12 protein-coding genes are annotated in these 19,476 nt (G+C 71.2%); 11 read left to right on the top strand and 1 reads right to left on the bottom strand.

Features of this window, described 5'->3' with window-relative positions:
• Positions 1–21 precede the first annotated feature (21 nt).
• From ABZW30_RS12125 to ABZW30_RS12080, 10 genes are all read left to right on the top strand, one after another.
• Positions 22–1,929 (top strand): transketolase C-terminal domain-containing protein, encoded by a 1,908-nt coding sequence (locus ABZW30_RS12125; protein WP_355670967.1) that lies wholly within the window; start codon positions 22–24, stop codon positions 1,927–1,929.
• Between the two features lie 44 nt (positions 1,930–1,973).
• Positions 1,974–2,648: an RraA family protein gene (locus tag ABZW30_RS12120; RefSeq protein WP_355670966.1), complete on the top strand. Its 675-nt coding sequence runs from the start codon at positions 1,974–1,976 to the stop codon at positions 2,646–2,648.
• On the top strand, positions 2,645–3,556 hold the full coding sequence (gene rfbD / locus ABZW30_RS12115) for a dTDP-4-dehydrorhamnose reductase (protein ID WP_355670965.1): 912 nt from the start codon (positions 2,645–2,647) through the stop codon (positions 3,554–3,556). Before ABZW30_RS12120 ends, rfbD begins: the two co-directional genes overlap by 4 nt.
• Positions 3,553–4,893: a D-arabinono-1,4-lactone oxidase gene (locus ABZW30_RS12110; protein ID WP_355670964.1), complete on the top strand. Its 1,341-nt coding sequence runs from the start codon at positions 3,553–3,555 to the stop codon at positions 4,891–4,893. The genes rfbD and ABZW30_RS12110 overlap by 4 nt, the downstream gene beginning before the upstream one ends.
• Positions 4,894–4,897: 4 nt before the next feature.
• Positions 4,898–5,584, top strand: a complete 687-nt coding sequence (locus tag ABZW30_RS12105; protein WP_355670963.1) for an HAD family phosphatase — start codon at positions 4,898–4,900, stop codon at positions 5,582–5,584.
• A gap of 14 nt (positions 5,585–5,598) precedes the next feature.
• Positions 5,599–6,561, top strand: a complete 963-nt coding sequence (locus tag ABZW30_RS12100; RefSeq protein WP_355670962.1) for a branched-chain amino acid transaminase — start codon at positions 5,599–5,601, stop codon at positions 6,559–6,561.
• Positions 6,558–7,370 carry a thioesterase domain-containing protein gene (locus tag ABZW30_RS12095; protein WP_355670961.1) on the top strand — a complete coding sequence of 271 codons (813 nt, stop codon included), beginning with the start codon at positions 6,558–6,560 and terminating at the stop codon, positions 7,368–7,370. The genes ABZW30_RS12100 and ABZW30_RS12095 overlap by 4 nt, the downstream gene beginning before the upstream one ends.
• Before the next feature lie 58 nt (positions 7,371–7,428).
• Complete coding sequence (locus ABZW30_RS12090; RefSeq protein ID WP_355670960.1) at positions 7,429–11,367, top strand: amino acid adenylation domain-containing protein; 3,939 nt, start codon at positions 7,429–7,431, stop codon at positions 11,365–11,367.
• The gene (locus ABZW30_RS12085) at positions 11,364–14,600 is read left to right on the top strand and encodes an amino acid adenylation domain-containing protein (RefSeq protein ID WP_355670959.1); all 3,237 of its coding nucleotides are present in this window, start codon (positions 11,364–11,366) and stop codon (positions 14,598–14,600) included. The genes ABZW30_RS12090 and ABZW30_RS12085 overlap by 4 nt, the downstream gene beginning before the upstream one ends.
• 92 nt (positions 14,601–14,692) lie before the next feature.
• Positions 14,693–15,922, top strand: coding sequence for a cytochrome P450 (locus ABZW30_RS12080; RefSeq protein WP_355670958.1), 1,230 nt, complete (start codon positions 14,693–14,695; stop codon positions 15,920–15,922).
• Between the two features lie 91 nt (positions 15,923–16,013).
• Here ABZW30_RS12080 and ABZW30_RS12075 read toward each other — a convergent pair whose 3' ends face one another.
• Positions 16,014–17,420, bottom strand: a complete 1,407-nt coding sequence (locus ABZW30_RS12075; RefSeq protein ID WP_355670957.1) for a condensation domain-containing protein — start codon at positions 17,418–17,420, stop codon at positions 16,014–16,016.
• A 377-nt stretch (positions 17,421–17,797) separates the two neighbouring features.
• Between ABZW30_RS12075 and ABZW30_RS12070 the strand changes: the two genes are divergently transcribed.
• A complete protein-coding gene (locus ABZW30_RS12070; RefSeq protein ID WP_355670956.1) occupies positions 17,798–19,444 on the top strand; it encodes a condensation domain-containing protein in 1,647 nt (548 codons plus the stop codon).
• Positions 19,445–19,476 lie beyond the last annotated feature (32 nt).

Raw genomic sequence — 19,476 nt, 5'->3', positions numbered from 1 at the left:
CCCCGTACGACTGGAGAGTCCGTGCCCCATCCGCTGCGCCGGGTCCCTGTGCGCGAGTTCGAACGTGTGCTGGACGCCATCGGTGAACCGAACGAGCGGGCACGCGCCTTCGCGGCGCTCTGCCGCATGAACACCCTCTACATGGTGACCAGGGCTGGCTCCGGGCACCTGGGGTCCAGCTTCAGTGCCGCCGATCTGGTCGCCCAACTGCTGCTCCAGGAGATGCACGAGCCCGGTACCGACGACGGCGACGTCTACTTCTCGTCGAAGGGCCACGACGCTCCCGGCCTGTACGCCGCGCTGATCGGACTCGGGATGCTCCCGGAAGAGGACCTGCACCGGCTACGGCGCCTCGGCGGGCTGCCTGGCCACCCAGACGTACACACACCGCACATGCCCTTCAACACGGGTTCGCTCGGTATGGGTGTCTCCAAGGCCAAAGGCCTGATTCTCGCCGACCGGCTGCGCTCCCTGCGGCGCCGCGTCTTCGTCACCATGGGCGACGGAGAACTCCAGGAAGGCCAGGTCTGGGAGTCGCTGGCGGGTGCCGTGCACCACCGGATGGACGAACTCACCCTCATCGTCGACCACAACAAGATCCAGTCCGACACCTGGATCCGGGACGTGAGCGACCTGGGTGACCTGGAGGGCAAGTTCCGCAGCCACGGCTGGGGGGTGCTGCGCTGCGACGGCAACGACGTGGCCGCACTCGCGGTCGCCTTCGGCGAGCGGCGCGAGCGGTTCACCGGCGTGCCCGTGGTGCTGATCGCCGACACGGTCAAGGGCGGCGGGTGTGCCACCTTCGCCGCCACCTCCATGCCGGACGACGAGTGGCGCTACCGCTTCCACAGTGGCGCGCCCTCCGAGGAGGACTACCTTAGCGCCCACGCCGAGCTGGTGGAGGTGGCCGGGACGATCCTCGCCCGCAACGGGCTCGGCGAACTGGAGCTGGTGTCCGAGGAGCCGAGGGTGGCGCCCCGTCCGGCCGGCGAGCGGCTGCCCGAGGTCTACGGTGAGGTGCTGCTGGACCGGGCCGGAACCCATCCCGGGATCGTCGCCCTCGACGCCGACCTGGTCCTGGACACCGGACTGATCCCGTTCTCCCGGGCGTACCCGGACCGCTTCTTCGAGTGCGGGATCGCCGAACAGGACATGGTCTCGACGGCGGGCGGCCTCGCGGCCGGTGGACTGCTGCCGTTCGTCCACTCCTTCTCCTGTTTCCTCCACGCCCGGCCCAACGAGCAGATCTACAACAACGCCACCGAGGGCCGGCGGGTGGTCTACGTCGGTTCGCTCGCCGGGCTCCTTCCGGCGGGCCCCGGTCACTCGCACCAAGCGGTCCGGGACGTCGCCGCGTTGGGGGCGGTCCCCGGCCTGGTGATGCTGGAGCCCGCCAACGCGGAGGAGCTGACCGCCGCGGTGGACTTCTGCCTGGAGTCCGAGGAGAGCGTGTACCTGCGGCTGGCGAGCGTGCCCGTGCCCGCCGAGAGCGCGGCCATTGGGAGTGGCCCGCTCCGGGCCGGTCGCGGACGCACCGTCCGCGAGGGCGACCGGGTCGTGGCCGTGGCCGCGGGCCCGGTGGTGCTGACGCAGCTGCTGCGGGCCGCCGATCTCCTCATGACCGACGGCATCCGGCTGCGGGTCGTGAACCTGCCCTGGCTGAACCGGGTGGACGAGCAGTGGCTGACTGAGCTTGCCGCCGAGGCGGACACGCTGGTGGTGGTGGAGAACCACTACCGGCACGGTGGCCAGGCCGACACCGTGGCCCGGGCCCTCCTGGAGGCGCGGGTGCCCCGACTGCCGGACTTCCACGGCATCGGTCTGACCGAGGTTCCGGTCTGCGGCACCGAGGACGAGGCCCTCGACGCACACGGCCTCAGCGCACCGCGCCTTGCCGAGCAGATCCTCAAGGCCGTCCGCTCCCGCTGATCCGCACACGTCCAGCAGACCCCCCTCACAAAGGAGTTCCACCAGTGGAGACCATCCGCAATGTGATGCAGCGCCCCGATCCGGCTCTGCTCAATGCCTTCCGCGAGGTGCTGAAGGAGTACAGCCCCAGCTGTCTGGTCACCGATGCCCGCCGCCGCGTCGGCGCCATCGGCGGACTGCTGCCGGTGCTTCCGCAGCACAAGATCGTCGGCCCCGCGCTCACCGTGAACCTGTCCATCGACGACCTCGTCGACTGCATGCCGGTGCTGGCCCTCGCCGAGCCCGGTGACGTGATCGTGGTCGCCTGCCACGGCACCACCACCACCGCGATGTGGGGCGGGCTGATGTCCACCCTGTCCCTCAAGGCGGGAATCGCCGGTGGCATCGTGGACGGGGCGGTCCGCGATGTGGACGAGATCCGCGACCTGGGCTTCCCGTTGTGGTACCGGAGCACGGTGCCGAGGCCGTCGCCCACCGCGGTCCACGACCGCACCGAGCCGGTCCAGGTGAACGTGCCGGTCGTGGTCAACGGCCAGGTCATCTCGCCCGGCGACATCCTGGTCGCCGACGAGAACGGCATCGCGGTCGTCCCCCAGCACGGCGCCGAGGACGTGCTGGCCGGTGTACGCCGGCAGATCGACAAGGAACGCGTGGTCCGCGAGCGGATCAACTCCGGCGCCACGGTGCAGGAGCTCCTCGTCGAGTTCGGCCACCTGTGAGCAGCCGGCCCCTGCGGGTCTATCTGACGGGCGCCGACGGGATGCTCGGCACGGCGCTCACCGCCGCCTTGGACGCGGACCCGGCGACCGCGGACTGGCCGCTGCTCGGGGTCTCCATCAAGGACTTCGACATCGGTGACCGTGCCGCCGTGGCCGCCTCCATCGACGCCTTCCGGCCCGACGTGGTGGTGCACACGGCCGCGCACGCGATCGTCGACGACTGCGAACAGGACCCCGCAATGGCGCTGCGGGTCAACGTCGCCGGGGTGCGCCACGTGGCCGAAGCCTGCCGCCGCACCGGTGCGCGCCTGATCTACTTGTCCAGCGACTACGTCTTCGACGGCGAGCACACCCCCGACCGGGGTTACCGCGAGGAGGACCTGCCGGCGCCCCGCAGCGTCTACGGCCTGACCAAGCTTGCCGGTGAACGCGTGGCCGAGATGGCACCCGGGCACGTCAACGTCCGCACCTCGTGGCTCTTCGGGGGTGTGGACGAACGCCTTGACACGGTGCTCTCCGTAGTGCGCGGGATCCAGCGGGGCGAACGTTCCCGGTTGATCGGCGGTCAGTTCAGCTGCCCCACCTACACGGTGGATCTGGCCCGGGCCCTGGTCTTCCTGATGACCGACGGGAGCGACGTCACCGGAACCCTGCACGTGACCAACCAGGGGTCGGCCAGCTGGTATCAGGTCGCCTCGGAAATCCACGCGCTGCTCGGCGCGGACGCGGGTCTGGCTCCCGAGCCCGCGTTCTTCGAGGAAGCGGGGTTCATCGGCGGCCGGCCGAGGGATTCCACGCTGGACACCGCCCGGCTGCGGAGCATCGGGTTCATCCTGCCGAGCTGGCAGGACGCGGTGGCCCGCTACTGCGACACCCTCGTATCGACCCCGGTGGGGGGCAGTCGATGACCAGCACTCTCCGGGAATCCACGGCGGCCTGGAGCAATTGGGCCAGGACCGTACGCTGCGAGCCCCGGTACCGTATCGCGCCCCGGAGCGAGGAGGACATCGCCGCGGCCGTGGCGCTGTCCGCCGAGCGGGGACTCACCGTGCGGGCAGCCGGCTCCGGCCACTCCTTCAACCCGCTCGCGCTGACCGACGGCGTCATGGTCGACCTCTCCCGGTACTCGGGGGTGGAGAGCCTGGACCGGGAGGGGCGGACCATCACCGTGCGCGCCGGGACGTCGCTGGCCGAGATCAGCGCCGTACTGGACCGGGCTGGCCTGGCCCTGGCCAACATTGGCACGCTCGCCGAGCAGACCGTTGCCGGAGCCATCTCCACCGGCAACCATGGCACTGGCCTCAAGCACGGCACCTTCGCGGACCAGGTGGAGGCGCTGCGTCTGGTCACCGCAAACGGTGGCGTGCGCGAGCTGTCCCGGGACGGCTCCGCGGAGTTGCTGCGCTGTGCCCGGACCTCGATGGGCACGCTGGGCGTGATCAGCAGTGTGACGCTGCGCTGCGTGCCCCGCTTCCGGCTCGCCGCGACCGAGCGGACCGAGAGGCTGGACACACTGCTGGAGGGCTTCGAGGAGTGGGCCGGCAGCGCCGAGCATGTGTCCTGCTCGTGGTCGCCGTGGAAGGACACGGTGTGCAGCCGCCTCGTGAACGCCACCGAGGACGCTCCCACACCGGGGGCGGGGCGACGGCGGTACGCCACCACTCTCTCCGAGGTGCGGTGCGGACTGGTGGGCCTCGTCGCCGGTGCGGCCCCAGCCGCAGTGCCCCGGCTGGACGGTTTCCTGTCCGGTCGGGGCAGCGGGCCGGGGGCGCACGTGGACGTCAGCCACAAGGTGTTCACCTTCCCCCAGCCGGTGAAGTTCGTCGCCCTGGAGCACGCGCTGGCGCTCGGTGACGTCCCCGAGGCGTTGCGGCGGCTGCGGGGCACGCTGCGCCGGGCCGGCCGCTACTCGCCGTACTCGGTACTGGTGCGGGTCGGTGCCAGCGACGACGCTCCCCTCAGCCCGGCTTACGGGCGCGCCACCGGCTACGTCAACCTGACGGTCCCCCGGTCGGTGCCCTTCCTGGAACTGCTCCGGGTGGTCGAACGAGAGCTGCGCGACCTGGGCGGACGGCCGCACTGGGGCAAGGCCCACACGGCGACCGAGCAGGTGCTGGCCCCGCTCTACCCGGAGTGGGACGTCTTCCAGGATGTGCGTGCCGATCTCGATCCGCAGGGCCTGTTCACCAACGACTTCACCGCCCGTGTCCTCGGCCCGGTGCGCCCGGCCGGAAAGGTGGGCTGACGCAGTGATACCCCAAGCGCTCTTCCTGGACTTCGACGGTCTCATCTGTGACACGGAGCGCGCCGCCAGACGCTCCTGGGACGAAACCTGGGCACAGCTCGGCGTCGTGTTCCCCGATGAGCTGTGGGAGCGGATGGAGGGCCGGGCCGACGGCGGACAGCTGGCGCTGGACGCCCTGGGCGCGGCGCTGGGCCGGCCCCTGGAAGCCGGGGTGCGGGACGCGCGGGCCTCGCTCAAGAAACGGCTCAGCGAGAGTGAGCCGCTGCGCCCGGGTGTCGGCCGGCTGCTGGCCCTGGCCCGGCGGCGCGGACTGCCGATGGCCGTGGTCTCCAGTTCTCCCGCGACATGGGTGGAGGGACACCTCGCCCGGCTGGGAGTGCGCGACTACTTCGCCGTGGTGGTCACCGGGGAAACCGCCGAGCGGCACAAGCCCGCCCCCGACCTGTATCTGGCGGCCCTGGCGCGGATGGGCGTCGCGCCCTTCGACGCGGAGGCGCTGGAGGACTCCGCTGTCGGAGTCCGGGCGGCACGGTCGGCGGGGCTGCGCTGTGTCGCGGTCCCCGCCTCCGGGGGAGCGGCGGAGCGGGTGGCCGAGGCGGATCTCGTGGTCGCGGACTTCGAGGAGTACCTGCGGCAGGCGGCGTGGACGGACGTGGACGAACGACAGTGCGAGGACCGGGGGACAGGATGACGGCGGAAGCCATGATGACGGATCGGCATGTGGACGCGGAGACGCCTGCGTGGCTGTGGCGCTCGGGCGAGATGGTTCCCTGGAACGAGGCGCTGATCCATGTCAACGCCGTCGGCCATGCCTCGGCCGCCGCGATCTTCGAGGGCATCCGTGCCTACCGCTCCGCCGACGGCCGCTCACTGCTGCTGTTCCGCCTGGAGGACCATCTGCGGCGACTGCTGGACTCGGCCCGCATCTGTCGGCTGGATCTGGGGCACGACCGGGACGAGCTGGCCGCGGCCGTCATCTCGGTGCTGCGGGCCAACGGATACCGGGACGACGCTTACGTCCGCCCGTGGGCGTTCGCCAAGGGCTTCGTCAAGGAGCAGATGGTGCCGGCGGACAGCCTCTGCGAGGTGGTCGTGGACAGCTGGCCGTTCTCCAGCGAGCTGGCCGCGCCGGACGGCTGCCGGGCGGCGGTGAGCTCCTGGACCAGGATCAGCGAGGCGTCGATGCCGCCCCGGGTGAAGGCGTTCTCCAACTACCACAACGGCCGCCTTGCCGCCATGGAGGCCCGGCTCAACGGGCACGACCACCCGATTCTGCTCAACGAACGGCACAAGGTGAGCGAGGGGCCCGGCGCCTGCGTCGCGCTGGTACGGGCGGGGAGGGTGATCACGCCTTCGCTGAGCAGCGGGGTGCTGGAGAGCGTCACGAGGGACACCGTGCTGCACCTGCTGAGCGAGGTGATGGACATGCCGGTCGAGGAGCGCGAGGTGGACCGCACCGAGCTCTATCTGGCCGACGAGATCTTCTTCATGGGCACGGCCTGGGAAATCCTGCCCATCACCTGGATCGACGGGCTCCGGGTCGGGTCGGGGAGTCCCGGACCGGTCGCCCAGCGGTTGCGTGAGATCTACAGCCAGGTGGTACGCGGCGAGACCGCTCACTACCGGCACTGGCTGACCGAAGTCCCGACGACCGGAGACGAAAAATGACCGACATTCAGAACTGGCTGCGAACCTGGTCCGTCGCGGGCACGGGAGAGGAGGAGCGGCGGGCGGTCCTGCTCTGCTTCCCGCCCACCGGGCTCGGCGCGTCCACCTTCCGCCCCTGGCAGGAGTACCTGGGTTCCCGGGCCCTGGTCGCGGGGGTCCAGCTGCCCGCGCGGGAGGAGCGGATTGAGGAGGAGCCGCCCCGCACGGTCGAGGAGGTCGCGGAGGCTGCCGTCGAGGCGCTTGACGGGCTGGCGCCGGCGCGGGGCCTGGCCCTCACGCTCGTCGGGGTCGGCTCGGGCGCCGCACCGGCGCTGGAGGCCGCCGCGCTGCTGCGGGACAGGGGCAGGGCGGTGCGGAGACTGGTGGTGGCCACCGCCCGGCCGCCGCACTTCGTGGGGTCTCCCGGCGACGAGACCATCGACCAAGCTACCGGCATCCTGAACCAGACTGACGACGAGATCGTGGCGTCCGGCTGCTCCTGCCTGCCGGGCCTGGAAGTGGCTGCCGAGCTGGACAGCTGGCTGGTCGAACGCATGCTGGTGAGCTTCCGCGGCACGGTGCGGATGATCGCCGGATACCGCTGGACCCACGAGCCGCTGAGCTGCCCGGTCGAGGCGTGGCACGGAGCCGACGACCTTCTCGTGCGCACCGAACACAACGAGGGCTGGCGGCAGTACGCGGCGGCCGACTTCTCGGCCCGCTCCTTCCCGGACTGCCACGACTACTTCACAGTCAGCCGCAACGCCATGCCGCCGGCGCTGGCCGCGCTGCTGGACGCGGACGAGTCCGCCGCGATCCACGTCGACTAGTCCAGGAACGACGCGGCCACGCCAACACGACACCTCCGGAACGACAGGACGAGAGAGCATGGAACCCAATAGCCCCGCCGTGGCACCCCGGGCACTGCGGTGCCACGGGGCACGTCCGGACGCCGCGGTCGTCGTCTACGGCATCGCCCACGCTGGCGCGGGGGCGGCGCCGTGGAATCCAGTCGCCGACGCCCTGCCCGAGTCGGTGGAGCTGAGGTCGGTCAGGCTGCCCGGCCGGGAGAGCCGCATCGCCGAGTCGACGCACGCGACCGTGCCGGAGGCCGCCGAGGAGGTCGCCCGGGTCATCGCCGCCGACGCTCGTGAGCACGGCAAGCCGGTCCTGGTGGTCGGATCCTGTTTCGGGGCCATGGTCGGACTCGCGGCGATCGGCCTGCTGCCCTCGGACGTGGCGGTGCTGGGCCTGCTGGCCGTCCGTCAGCCGGTCCCTGGCCACATCGCTCCCCCGGGCGGGGCCCGGCCTGCGTCGATGGACGCCGAGCAGTTGCGGGTCTGGCTGCGGGACTACCGGCTCACCCCGGCCGCGCTGCTGGACGACGACCAGGTCTACGAGTTCTTCGAACCGCTGCTGCGGGCCGACCTGACCATGACCGACGGGTGGGCTTTCGACGGGCCCGCGCTCCGGGTGCCGGTGTTCCTGCTCCATGGGACCGACGCCGGCCAGGCCCTCGACGCGGAGGCGTGGTCGGCGGTGACCAGTGGTCAGGTGCACGTCCGCGGTCTTCCGGCCGAAGGCGATCCGCTGACGGAGCATCCCGTGCTCCTCGCCGACGCCATCGCCTCGGTCGCCGGACAGGCGCTGACGAGGGTGGCCCGCCGCGCGCCGGCCTCCCCCGCCCAGCGCAGGCTGTGGTTCGAGGACGTGGTGCACCGCAGGGAGGGGCGTCCCGCCGCCTACCACTCGGTCATGTCGGTGCGGATGCGCGAGGCGGTCGACCGGGACCGGCTCGCGGACTCGCTCGCCCTGGTGCGGACCCGGCACGAGGTCCTGCGCACCCGCCTGGAGCTGGCCGACGGTCAGCTCCACCAGCTGATGGACGCGCCGGGAACGCCGGTCCCGCTGCCCCTGGTGGACATTCCCGGTCGGTCGCCGCAGGAGCGTGAGGAAGCGCTGCTGGAGCTGATGCGGGCGGAGTTCGAGAAGCCCTTCGACCTGGGCGCGGACCCCGTGTTCCGGGCCCGACTCTTCCGACTCTCGCCCGACGAGTACGAGTTGCAGCTGGTGGTCCACCATGTCGCCACCGACGGGTGGTCCATGGATGTGCTGCTGCGCGAACTGTCCGACGCGTACGCGGCGAAGGCTGAAGGCCGCGCGCCGCTGCTGCCGGACCTCCCGATCCAGTACGCCGACTACTCGGTGCGCCAGCACGAGCGCATCGATTCTCCCGCCTTCGCTGACGATCTGGCCTACTGGCTCGCCCACTTGGAGGAAGCGCCCCGGGTCCTGGACCTGCCGGCCGACCGGTCCCGTCCCCCCGCGCAGTCGTTCCGGACTGGAAGCCTGACCTTCGCGTTGCCGGACGAACTCGCCGCGCAGGCGCGCCAGGTCGCGAAGGAGCAGCGGGTCAGCCTCTACATGCTGCTGCTGACCGCGCTCCAGATCACCATGTCGCGGTGGACCGGCCAGCACGACCTGGTGATCGGCACGCCGGTCGCCAATCGCGCGATGCCCGACACCCAGCGGCTGATCGGCTTCTTCGTCAACCTCCTGCCGCTGCGACTGCGCACGGACGAAAGCCTCACCTTCGCCCAGGCGCTGAGGAGGACGCGGACCGTCGCTCTGGACGCCCACGACCACCAGGCCCTCTCCTTCGACCAGTTGGTCGAGGCGATCGCTCCGGAGCGCAGCCTCACGCACGCACCGGTCTTCCAGGTGCTCTTCTCCCTGGCCGAGCCGCACGACGGTGGCCCGAACGCCCTCGGTATGCTCTCCGACGTCGACTACGGGGTGGAGAACAACCTCGATCTCACCTTCGTCGCCGAGACCCAGGGGTCCGAGGGCGAGGGCCTGGCACTGTGGACCGCGTACTCCTCGGACCTCTTCGACGGCGAGACGATCCAGCGGCTACTGGAACGCTTCACCGAGGTGCTGCGGTTCGTGGTCGGACACCCCGGCGCGACGCTCGCGACCCTGCCCGTCACCACCGAGGCCGAGCGGTCGCGGGTGAGTACCTTCGCCTCCGGCCCCCGGCTGCCCGTGAACAACCGCCTCGTCGACGTGCTGCGTACGGGCGAACCGGCCCGGGGGCGGCAGGACGAGATCGCGGTGGACGACGGCGTGACCTCGCTGACCCACCGTGAACTGCACCGGCGCTCCGACCTCATCGCCCGGCGCCTCCTGGAGCACGGCGTGGGTCCGGACAAGGTCGTCGGCGTCTGCCTGCCGCGCGGCGCCGAGCTGGTGGTGGCGCTGACCGCCGTCATCAAGGCAGGCGGCGTCTACCTGCCCCTGGACCAGGGCCACCCCATGGACCGGTTGTGCTACATGGTGGACGACAGCGCCGCCTGCGTGGTGCTCACGGACGCCGGAGGGACGGCCCTCGACTGGCCGGCGGAGCGCCCGGTGCTGGATGTGGCGTCGCTCACGGAAGCGGACACCGAGCAACCCGCGGAGACGTTCTGGCCCCTGGTCCACCCGGACAACCTCGTCTACGTGATCTACACCTCGGGCTCCACCGGCCGCCCCAAGGCCGTGCAAGTCACCCATCGGGGCATCGACAACTTCATCGCCTGGTACGTGGACGAGTTCCGGCTCGGCCCGGACGACCGGGTCTCCCAGCTGGCCACGCCCAGCTGTGACGCCAGCCTGCTGGACATGCTTCCCGCGCTGCTGGCCGGCAGCCGGCTGGTCGTCGTCCCGGAGGGCACGCACCTCGCCTTCGACCAGCTCTGGGACTACTTCGCGCGGACCGGCGTGACCACCTCGTTCATGGTTACGCCCACGCTCACCGCGAGCGTGACGGGCGCGCCCGCCACCCACCCCACCCTCACCCGGCTGGGAGTCGGCGGGGAGCGGCTTCCGTCCGTGCCCGAGGGGCTGCCGTGTCCGCTCAGCAACCTCTACGGGCCGACGGAGGCGACCATCGCCGCCACGGCCGGACGCCTCGTCCCCGGGGCTCCGTCGCACGTCGGCACCGCGCTCGCCAACACGCGCACCTACGTACTGGACCAGTGGCTCCGCCCGGTGCCGCCGGGTGTCGCCGGTGAGCTGTATCTGTCCGGACCGCAGCTCGCCCGCGGTTACAGCGGCCGTCCCGGGCTGACCGCGCGAACCTTCCTGCCGGACGTGATCGCCGGCGACGGCGGGCGGATGTACCGGACCGGGGACCAGGCCCGCTGGACCGAGGACGGGGCGCTGGACTTCCTTGGCCGGATGGACCGCCAGGTCAAGGTACGCGGCTTCCGCGTGGAGCTGGAGGAGATCGAGCGGGCGATCGCCTCCGCACCGGGCGTACGGGAGACCGTCGTCCTGCTGCGTGAGGACCTGCCGACCGGTCCGGGGCTCGTCGCCCACTGCCGGGTGGCGCCGGGCGACGCGGCGGATCGCGGGTGGGTCGAGAAGGCACACCGGCACGCCGCCGAGCATCTTCCCGCGCACATGGTGCCGTCGGCCTGGATCGGCATGGAGCACTTCCCGCTCAACAAGAACGGCAAGGTCGACCGCAAGGCGCTGGCGGTGCTGGAGGTGCCGAAGGACGGCGGTCCCGCCGGTGAGTACATCTCTCCCGAGGGGGCGCTCCAGGAGTTGGTGGCCGAGGTTTGGCAGGAGGTCCTGGGGGCGGACCGGGTGTCCGCCATGGACGACTTCTTCCACCTCGGCGGTCACTCGCTGCTCATCGTGAGGGTGGTGTCCCGGCTGGAGGCGGCTCTCGACATGAAGATCAGGATGACCATGGTGTTCGAGTACCCGGTGCTGCGCGACCTCGCCGCACGGCTTGAGGAGTCGGTGCTCGCGCACCTCGTGGAGGTGGAGGCATGAGTACGACGTCGGTCGACAGCCCCGGCCGGGAGGACCGGAAGGAGGCCCAGCTGCGCGCGTTCCTCGCCCGGAGGCGGGGCCTCGCGGAGCGTGGCGGGATCGAACGGGCTGACCGCACGGCTCCGATCCCCACCTCGTTCGGGCAGCGCCGCCTGTGGTTCCAGCGGGAGCTCGACCCGGTGGCCGGCAGCCGCAACCTGGTCTTCGCGTGGGCACTCGACGGGCAGCTGGACCCGGCGGCCCTGTTCCGCGCGGTCGGGCTGGTGGTCGGCCGGCACGAGGTGCTGAGGCTGCGTATCGAGGCCCGGGACGGCGAGCCGTACCAGACCGTCGCGGACCCCGTCGATCTGCCGGTGGACGTGGTGGAGGTCGCGGGGGACACGGTTCAGGAGCGGGAAGGGGAGGCCCGGCGGCTGATCGCGGAGGCCATGCGGCCGCCGCTGCCGCTGGACTCCGGCTTGCTGCTGCGGATGGGGCTCTGGCGGGTGGCGCCGGAACGGCACCTGCTGGCCCTCGCCGTCCCGCACATCGCGTTCGACGACTGGTCGGTCGGGCTGCTCTTCACCGAGATGGCGGCGGGCTACGAAGCTCTGGTCAAGGGCGAGGAGGCCGTCCTGCCCGCTCTGCCGGTCCAGTACCCCGACTACGCGGCCTGGCAGCGCGGTCTCTACGAACAGGAGGGCCCGCGCGCCTGGGTGGAGGAATGGGCCGAGTCCATGACGGACGCTCCGCCCGTCTTGGAACTCCCCGCCGCACGGCCCCGGCAGCAGTCCGGCACCGTGCACACCGAGACCGTCGACATCGCCGTCGCCCCGCGGCTCGCCGGCGCGGTCGAGCGGCTGGCCGAAGGGGAGGCCGCGACGCCGTTCATGGTGTACCTGGCCGTGTACTGCCTGCTGCTGGCCGAGCTGTCCGGCAGCGAGGACATCGTGGTCGGCACCCCGGTGACCACGCGTACCGTGCCGGCTCTGGAACCGCTGCTGGGCTTCTTCGTCAACACGCTCATCCTGCGTGCGGACGTCGACCGTGCCGGGAGTTTCGAGCAGCTGCTGCACCGGGTGAAGAGCCGGGTGCTGGAGCTGATGGAGCACTCCCACACCCCGTACGAGCTGTTGGTGGAGCGGCTGAACCCGGCGCGCATCCCCGGGGCGAACCCGGTGGTCCAGTCCATGCTGACGCTGCAGAGCGGGTCGGCGTCGACGCTGCGCCTCGCCGGGCTCCGGGCCGAGCCGATCGGCGCCGGCGACGGAGCCAGCGAGTACGACCTGGTGGTCGCGCTGGCGCCCGGCGGGGAGGGCCCGTCCGGCGGCGAGGGGATGCGCGCCCGGCTGTTCTACTCGGCGGATCTCTTCGACAGGGAGACGGTCGAGGGTTTCGGCCGCCGCTACCTCTCCCTGATCGAGGCGTGCACGAGCGAACCGAAGGCGCCGTTGTGCGCCCTGGAGGCGACCGGGGACTCCGCCGGCACGTGGGGGCTGACGGGGCCGGTCGCACCGGCCGCGGTGGTGGAGAGCCATGACGTCGGCCTGCGGGTGCGCGCCGGTGCCGCGGCCCACCCCGGGCGGCGGGCCGTGCTCGCCGACGACGGCGAGCTGACCTTCGCCGAGCTGGACCGGCGCGCCGACGCCCTCGCCGGGGTCCTGCTGCGGTCCGGGGCCGGGCCCGAGCGGACGGTGGGTGTCCATCTGCCGCGCTCCTGTGCGCTCGCGGTGGCTGTACTGGCGACCTGGCGGGCGGGGGCCGTGTTCGTACCGCTCGATCCGAACCACCCCGACGAGCGGCTCTCGGGGATCGCGGCCGACGCGGACCTCAAGGTCGTCGTCAACGCCGACGGGGCCGCTCCCAGCTGGTGGCACGGCGAGACCGTGGCCGTCGGCGCCGGCGAGGGGACCGAGCGGCCCGCCCTGCCGGTGCCGCACCCCGCTTCCCTCGCCTATCTCATCTACACGTCGGGGACGACCGGGAAGCCCAAGGGCGTCGGAGTCTCCTACGCCAATCTCACCAACCTCGCGTGGGCGGTCGGCTCGCTGGCCGACTTCCGCGCGGAGACGGCCGCCAACGTCCTGGCGCCCTCCTTCGACGGCTGGATCTGGTCCATGGTGCTGCCCCTGGCCCACGGCAAGGGTGTGGTCATGGCCGACCCGGTGGGCGAGGAGAGCCTGGATGAGCTGCTCACCCGGACCGGGGCGGGCGCGGTCACCGTGACCCCGTCCCTGCTCGGCGTCTCGGAGCGGCTGCCGGACACCCTGGACACACTCGTCGTCGCGGGTGAGCCGTGCCCGCCCGCCCTGATCAGGCGCTGGGCCCCCGGCCGGCGCTTCGTCAACGCCTACGGCCCGTCGGAGATCACGATCTGCGCCACCTGGGCCGACTCCCTGGCCGGGGACGACGTCAGCACCATCGGCCGGCCCATCGGCAACTACCGGGTCCACGTGGTCGACCGCTACCTGCGGGCCGTACCGCCGGGTGTCACCGGGGAGCTGCTCGTCGGTGGTGCCGGGGTCACCCGCGGCTACCGCAACAGTCCCGGGCTGACCGCCCGTCGGTTCGTCGCCGACCCCTTCGCGAAGGACGGCGGCCGCCTCTATCGCACCGGCGATCTGGTAAGCCAACGGCCTGACGGAACAATGCAGTTCGTGGGGCGACTGGACCAGCAGGTGAAGATCCGCGGCTTCCGGGTCGAGCCGGGTGAGATCGAGCGCCGCGCGGTTGAGGTACCCGGGGTGGCCGACTGCGCCGCGGTCGTTCTGGAGGGCGGCCATGTGGGGACGCTGGGGCTCGCCCTGGTGGCCGCCGAGGCCGGGACGGAAACGGCAAGCGCTCTCGTGCGCGGGGTGCAGGACGTGCTGGAGCGCGAGCTGCCGTCGTTCATGGTCCCCACCCGGATCGTCGTGGTCGAGGCACTGCCGCTCACCCGGGTCGGCAAGCTGGACCAGGAACGGCTGGCACAGGACTTCGCGTCGGCCGAGGCACCCCGGCAACCGACGTCGATGACGCCCCTGGAGGCCGTGATCGCTGGTCTGTGGGCGGAGGCGCTGGACTGCCCCGTGCCGGACGCGTCCGGCAACTTCTTCGACCTGGGCGGCCACTCGCTCGTCGCGGCGAAGCTCATGCCCCGACTGTCGGAGGCGCTGGGAACCAAGCTGTCGGTACGGCATCTGATGACCCGCCCGACCGTGCGCGCCCTCGCGGGCGAGGCGGAACGGCTGGGCGCCCAGGTCCCGCGCCCGTAGAACTCAACACATGGTCAGGCACCCGGGCCTCCGGGTCGCCGGACGAAATCAGGACGCAGTGAACACTGCCCGCGTACGGAAGGACTTCCCGCATGCCGTCGTCCCACCTCACCAGCGTGGACCTCGCGGACCCGCACACATTCCTCAATCATGACCTGCACGAACTGTGGCGTTCCCTGCGCACGGACTCCCCCGTGTACTGGAATCCCCCGTCGGAGTCGGCCCCCGGGTTCTGGGCCGTCATGCGGTACAACGACATCGTGAGTGTCTACCGGGACCCGGAGGAACATTTCACGTCCACGCGGGGCAACGTCCTCTCCACCTTGTTGCAGGGACACGACTCCGCCTCGGGCCAGATGCTGGCCGTCAGCGACGGGCCCCGGCACCGCGCCACCCGTGCGCTCCTGCTGAAGTCGTTCACCCCCAAGGCCCTGGCCCCGGTGATGGCCAAGGTGCACGCGCGTACGCGGCGGCTGGTCGCCCAGGCCATCGACTGCGGCGAGGTGGACTTCGCGACGGACATAGCCGACCAGATTCCGATCAACACGATCGGCGACCTCATGGACGTGCCCGAGTACGACCGTCCTCAGCTGGTCAACTGGAACACCATGTCGTTGGCGAGAGACGGTGCGGGCGGCGGCGACCTGGACGAGATCCTGGCCCGCAACGAAATCCTCATGTACTTCGCGGACCTCGCGGAGCAGCGCCGCCGCGAACCCGGCGACGACGTGGTCAGCGCCCTCGCCAACGGGACCATCGACGGAGAGCCGCTGACCGAGGACGAGGTCGTCCTCAACTGCTACAGCCTCGTCCTGGGCGCGGAGCAGTCCAGCCGGATGTCGTCGATCGGAGGTGTCCTCGCGCTCGCCGAGTACCAGGACGAGTGGCGCCGTCTCAAGAACGGGGACGTCGGCCTGGACACGGCCACGGAGGAGATCCTGCGCTGGACCACGCCGGCGATGCACATGGGGCGCCGGGCCCTCGCCGACACCGAGATCGGCGGGCAGGCGATCGCCAAGGACGACATCGTCACCCTCTGGAACACCTCGGGCAACTTCGACGACGAGGTTTTCGCCGATCCGACGCGGCTCGACCTGGGCCGCAAGCCCAACAAGCACCTCGCGTTCGGTCTCGGCGCGCACTTCTGCCTGGGCGCCTTCCTCGGACGGACCCACCTCACGGCCGCTCTGGAAGCCGTCCGCGACCTGGTCAGCACGGTGGAGGTGCGCACGCCGCCGAGGCGTCTCTTCTCCAACTTCGTCCTCGGTTACACCAACGCCCCGGTCCACCTGCACGGTGAGCCGGGTGCGGCCGGGAAGTGACGTCGCGGCCGGTGCCCGCCCCAGCGGCGCACACGGCCGCGAGAGGGGGGCGTCCCGGCGGCGTCGCACTGCCCGACCGCGCCGGGACGCCCTACTTCTGGGACATGAGGGACAGGGACAGGTCGACGGAGCCCAGGGGCTCGTCCGGGTGGCTCATGGCGTGGTCGAGAGCGGCCGCGTAGGCCGCGACGAGTGCTTCGACGGTCTCCCGGTCCCACAGGTCCGAGGCGTACGCGACACTGAGCTGGTCACCGCGTTCACCGGTGATCTCCAGGGCCAGATCGCGCTGGACGTCAATGTCCTGCGCCGGTATCCCGGCCATGGTCAGCCCCCGCATCGCGATCGGTTCGATCACCCCGGACTTGTAGGTCATCGTGACCTGCACCAGCGGGTTGTACGCCGGACTGTGCGTCACGCCGGCGCTGTCGAGGATGAGCTCGAAGGGGACGTCCTCGTGCTCCCGCGCGTCCAGTACCTGCCGCTTCACCTCGTCGAGGTGCTCGCGGAAGGTCAGCCCGTCACGGACCGTGTACCGCACGGGAAGGATGCTCGCGAACGGCCCGATCATGTCGTCGGTCTCCGGCAGCGGCCGGTGGTTGACGGCCGTCCCGACGACCAGGTCCCCGCAGCCCGTCCACTGGGCCAGTACCGAGACGAACACGGCGAGGGTCACGATGTGCGGAGTCGCACCGGCCTCAGCGGCGATGGTGTCGACGCGTCGCACGGCCTCGGGCGGCAACGGGGCGTGCAGGCAGTCGCCCCGGAAGGACTGGGTCGGCCGACGCGGCCGGTCCGTCGGCAGGGGCATCGGCTGCGGCACACCGGCGAGCGCGCCGCGCCAGAACTCGACACCGTCCGCGTACCGCCCGGCGGCCACTTCCTGCCGCTGCCATTCCGCGAAGTCCAGGTACTGCAGGGGCATGGGTTCGATCGCCTCACCGGCGTAGAGCGCCGTGAGATCCCGCTGCAGCACGGAGACCGACCAGCCGTCCAGGGCTATGTGATGAATGATCAGAACCAGAACGTGCTCGTCGTCGGCGACGCGGAACAACCGCGCCCGCATGACCTGTCCACTCGTCAGGTCCAGCCCGTCCCGCGCGGTTTCGGCGAGGGCGGACCGGAGGTCCTGCTCCGGCACACCCGTCGTGGCGGGTACGGGCTCGGGCCGCAGTTCCAGGGAGTACGCGGGGCGGATGTCCTGCCGGACCACATGGCCGTCGACGTAGAAGCCCGTCCGGAGTATCTCGTGCCGCTCGACCAGCTGGTCGAGCGCCCGGGACAGCGCCGCGACATCGAGCGGGCCGCTCATCCGGTAGCTGTGCTGGGTGGCGAACCCCGTGGCGCCGCCCTGGATCTCCTGGGCGAGCCACAGGCCCAGCTGGGCGGGAGACGCCTCCACCGGAACACTCCGGTCGACCCGCGACAGTTCCCGGTCGGGCGCGGAGGCGGCCGCGAGCCACTGAGTGAGGACGTCCGCTCGGCTGTTGTCGGTGGTCACGTCGTAGCTCCTCGTCGAAGGCGTCAACTACTGGCTGGGGCAGGGGCTGTGGGGGTGATGGAGGATGCGCACTGTAGCAGGCGTGCCTGGTCAGCGGGCGTCCCGGGTGATCGTTTCCGGCCCGGCGAACACTCTGATCAAGGGTTGATCGCGGAGCAATATTGCCGAATAATCCAACTGGGCTCATCTGAGCAACCGTTCGCACGGATTCCGACATCAGGCACCCTGTCCCGTGCGCCTGCCACCCGACCGCACGGCGGTCGGACCCGGCCGCCGGCACGGCGGCGTGAACCCGGGCGAGCTCTCACCCGGCGATCCCCATGCCTGCCCCCTTCTCGCCGTCGTTACGGCACAGTGAACCCCCGGAAGGCTGAATCATGACGCGAATTCCCGGCCATGTGGCGGTAGCGCCCGAGACGGACGTTGCCCGTCCGACACCCGTGACCCCTCAGCAGCTCGCCATGCTGATGCACGGTGACGAGGATCCCGAGTCGGCCGTGTACGGGATCGCGAATCTCCTCCGGGTGGACGAGGAGGTCGGCGCCGAAGTGATCGCTGAAGCATGGCGGACGGTGATAACGGAGTTCTCGGCGCTGCGCAGCGGTTTCACCCTCGATGCCCAGGAATCCTGGGCGATCACCACGGCCCACGAGGCCACCGGCATACCGCTCCACCTCTGCCATTGCCCCGGTGACGACATCGACGCGCACGTGGAGGCGCGTACGCGGGACGCTGCGGCCGAGGCGGCGGGCCGGGACCGGCAGGTCCGGGTCGAGGTGCATCTGGCGGACCGCCTGTATGTGATCTTCGCGTACCACCACGCGCTGCTGGACGGGTGGTCCGCGGCTACCGTCATCGGCCGAGCCCTCGCTCATATGCGCCATCTCGCGGGTCTCGGCGATGCCCCGGCCCCCGTGTCGGACGCCATGCCGGCGGCCCAGCGGAGCCTTCTCGCCGCTGCCGGGTCCGCCGACGCGAACGACTTCTGGCACCAAGCGGTTCGCCGGATGCCGCCGTCGCTGCTCGGGCAGCGGGCCGACGGGCTGGCCGACCATCGCGAACTGGTCGAGGAGATCGACCGGGACGTATGGGAAGCGCTGGTGGCCGTGGCGCGGCGGCTGGGTGTCACACTGCCCATGCTCGTCACCTCGGCCTACGCGTCGGCACTCTCGAAGGCGCTGGGGCAATCGGGCGTGACGTTCGGTCTGGTCACCTCGCTGCGCGGAATTGTCGAAGGCGTCGATGAGGAGGCGATCGGCCTGTTCCTCAACACGTTGCCGTACGGCGTGGAACCGGGCGCGGCCGAGGACTGGGCGCAGTTGGCGCGAACCATGCGCCGCAAGACGGCCGAGGCGTCCCAGTACAGCGCCGTCGACATCGCGTCGTTGTCGTCGGTGACGCACCCGGTGTCGCAGCTGATGGACACCGCTCTCGCATTCCAGACGTACCCCGGCGCGAAGGGCCGCTTCTCGGATCGGTCGGCATCCGACGGCCGCCAGGGCATCGTCACCGTCCGCGTACAGGACCACACCCACTACGCCCTCACGGCCTGCGTCTACCCCGCCGCCGACGGACGGTGGGCGGTGCGTGTCTCCTACGACGCGGCCCGGGTGGCACCCACCGTGGTGGCGGACCTGATTGAGGACCTGCTGCTCGGGCTGCGGGACATCGTCGAGGACCCTGCCCGGCCGACCGGATGCGTGGCCCCGGCGGATGCCGCCGTTGTCGATCCGCAGGCGCGGCCCGACACTGGTTCTGGCTCCGAGGACGTGCCGCTGACAGTGGACTCGCCGGCGGCCTTGGCGGTGGCGGCGGTGTGGAAGGACCTCCTGGGAAAGGAGTTCGACCCCGCCGAGGACTTCTTCCTGTCGGGCGGCAGCAGCACGTCGGCGATGAGGCTGGCGATGCGCCTGCAGAGCGGGCTCGGCGTTCGCGTCCCCGTGCGCGCCATCTTCGAGCGCCGCACCGGGCTGGAGATCGTCCGGTACCTGGAGAAGGTCACTTCCGAGGCGGGCCACGAGTGAGGTGGAGCCTTATGTCGAGGGATGACACGCGG

It is taken from the genome of Kitasatospora sp. NPDC004669, assembly GCF_040609455.1.
Classification (GTDB): domain Bacteria; phylum Actinomycetota; class Actinomycetes; order Streptomycetales; family Streptomycetaceae; genus Kitasatospora.
Note: the sequence above shows the minus strand (reverse complement) of the source record. Positions and strands in the feature narration are given on the sequence as shown.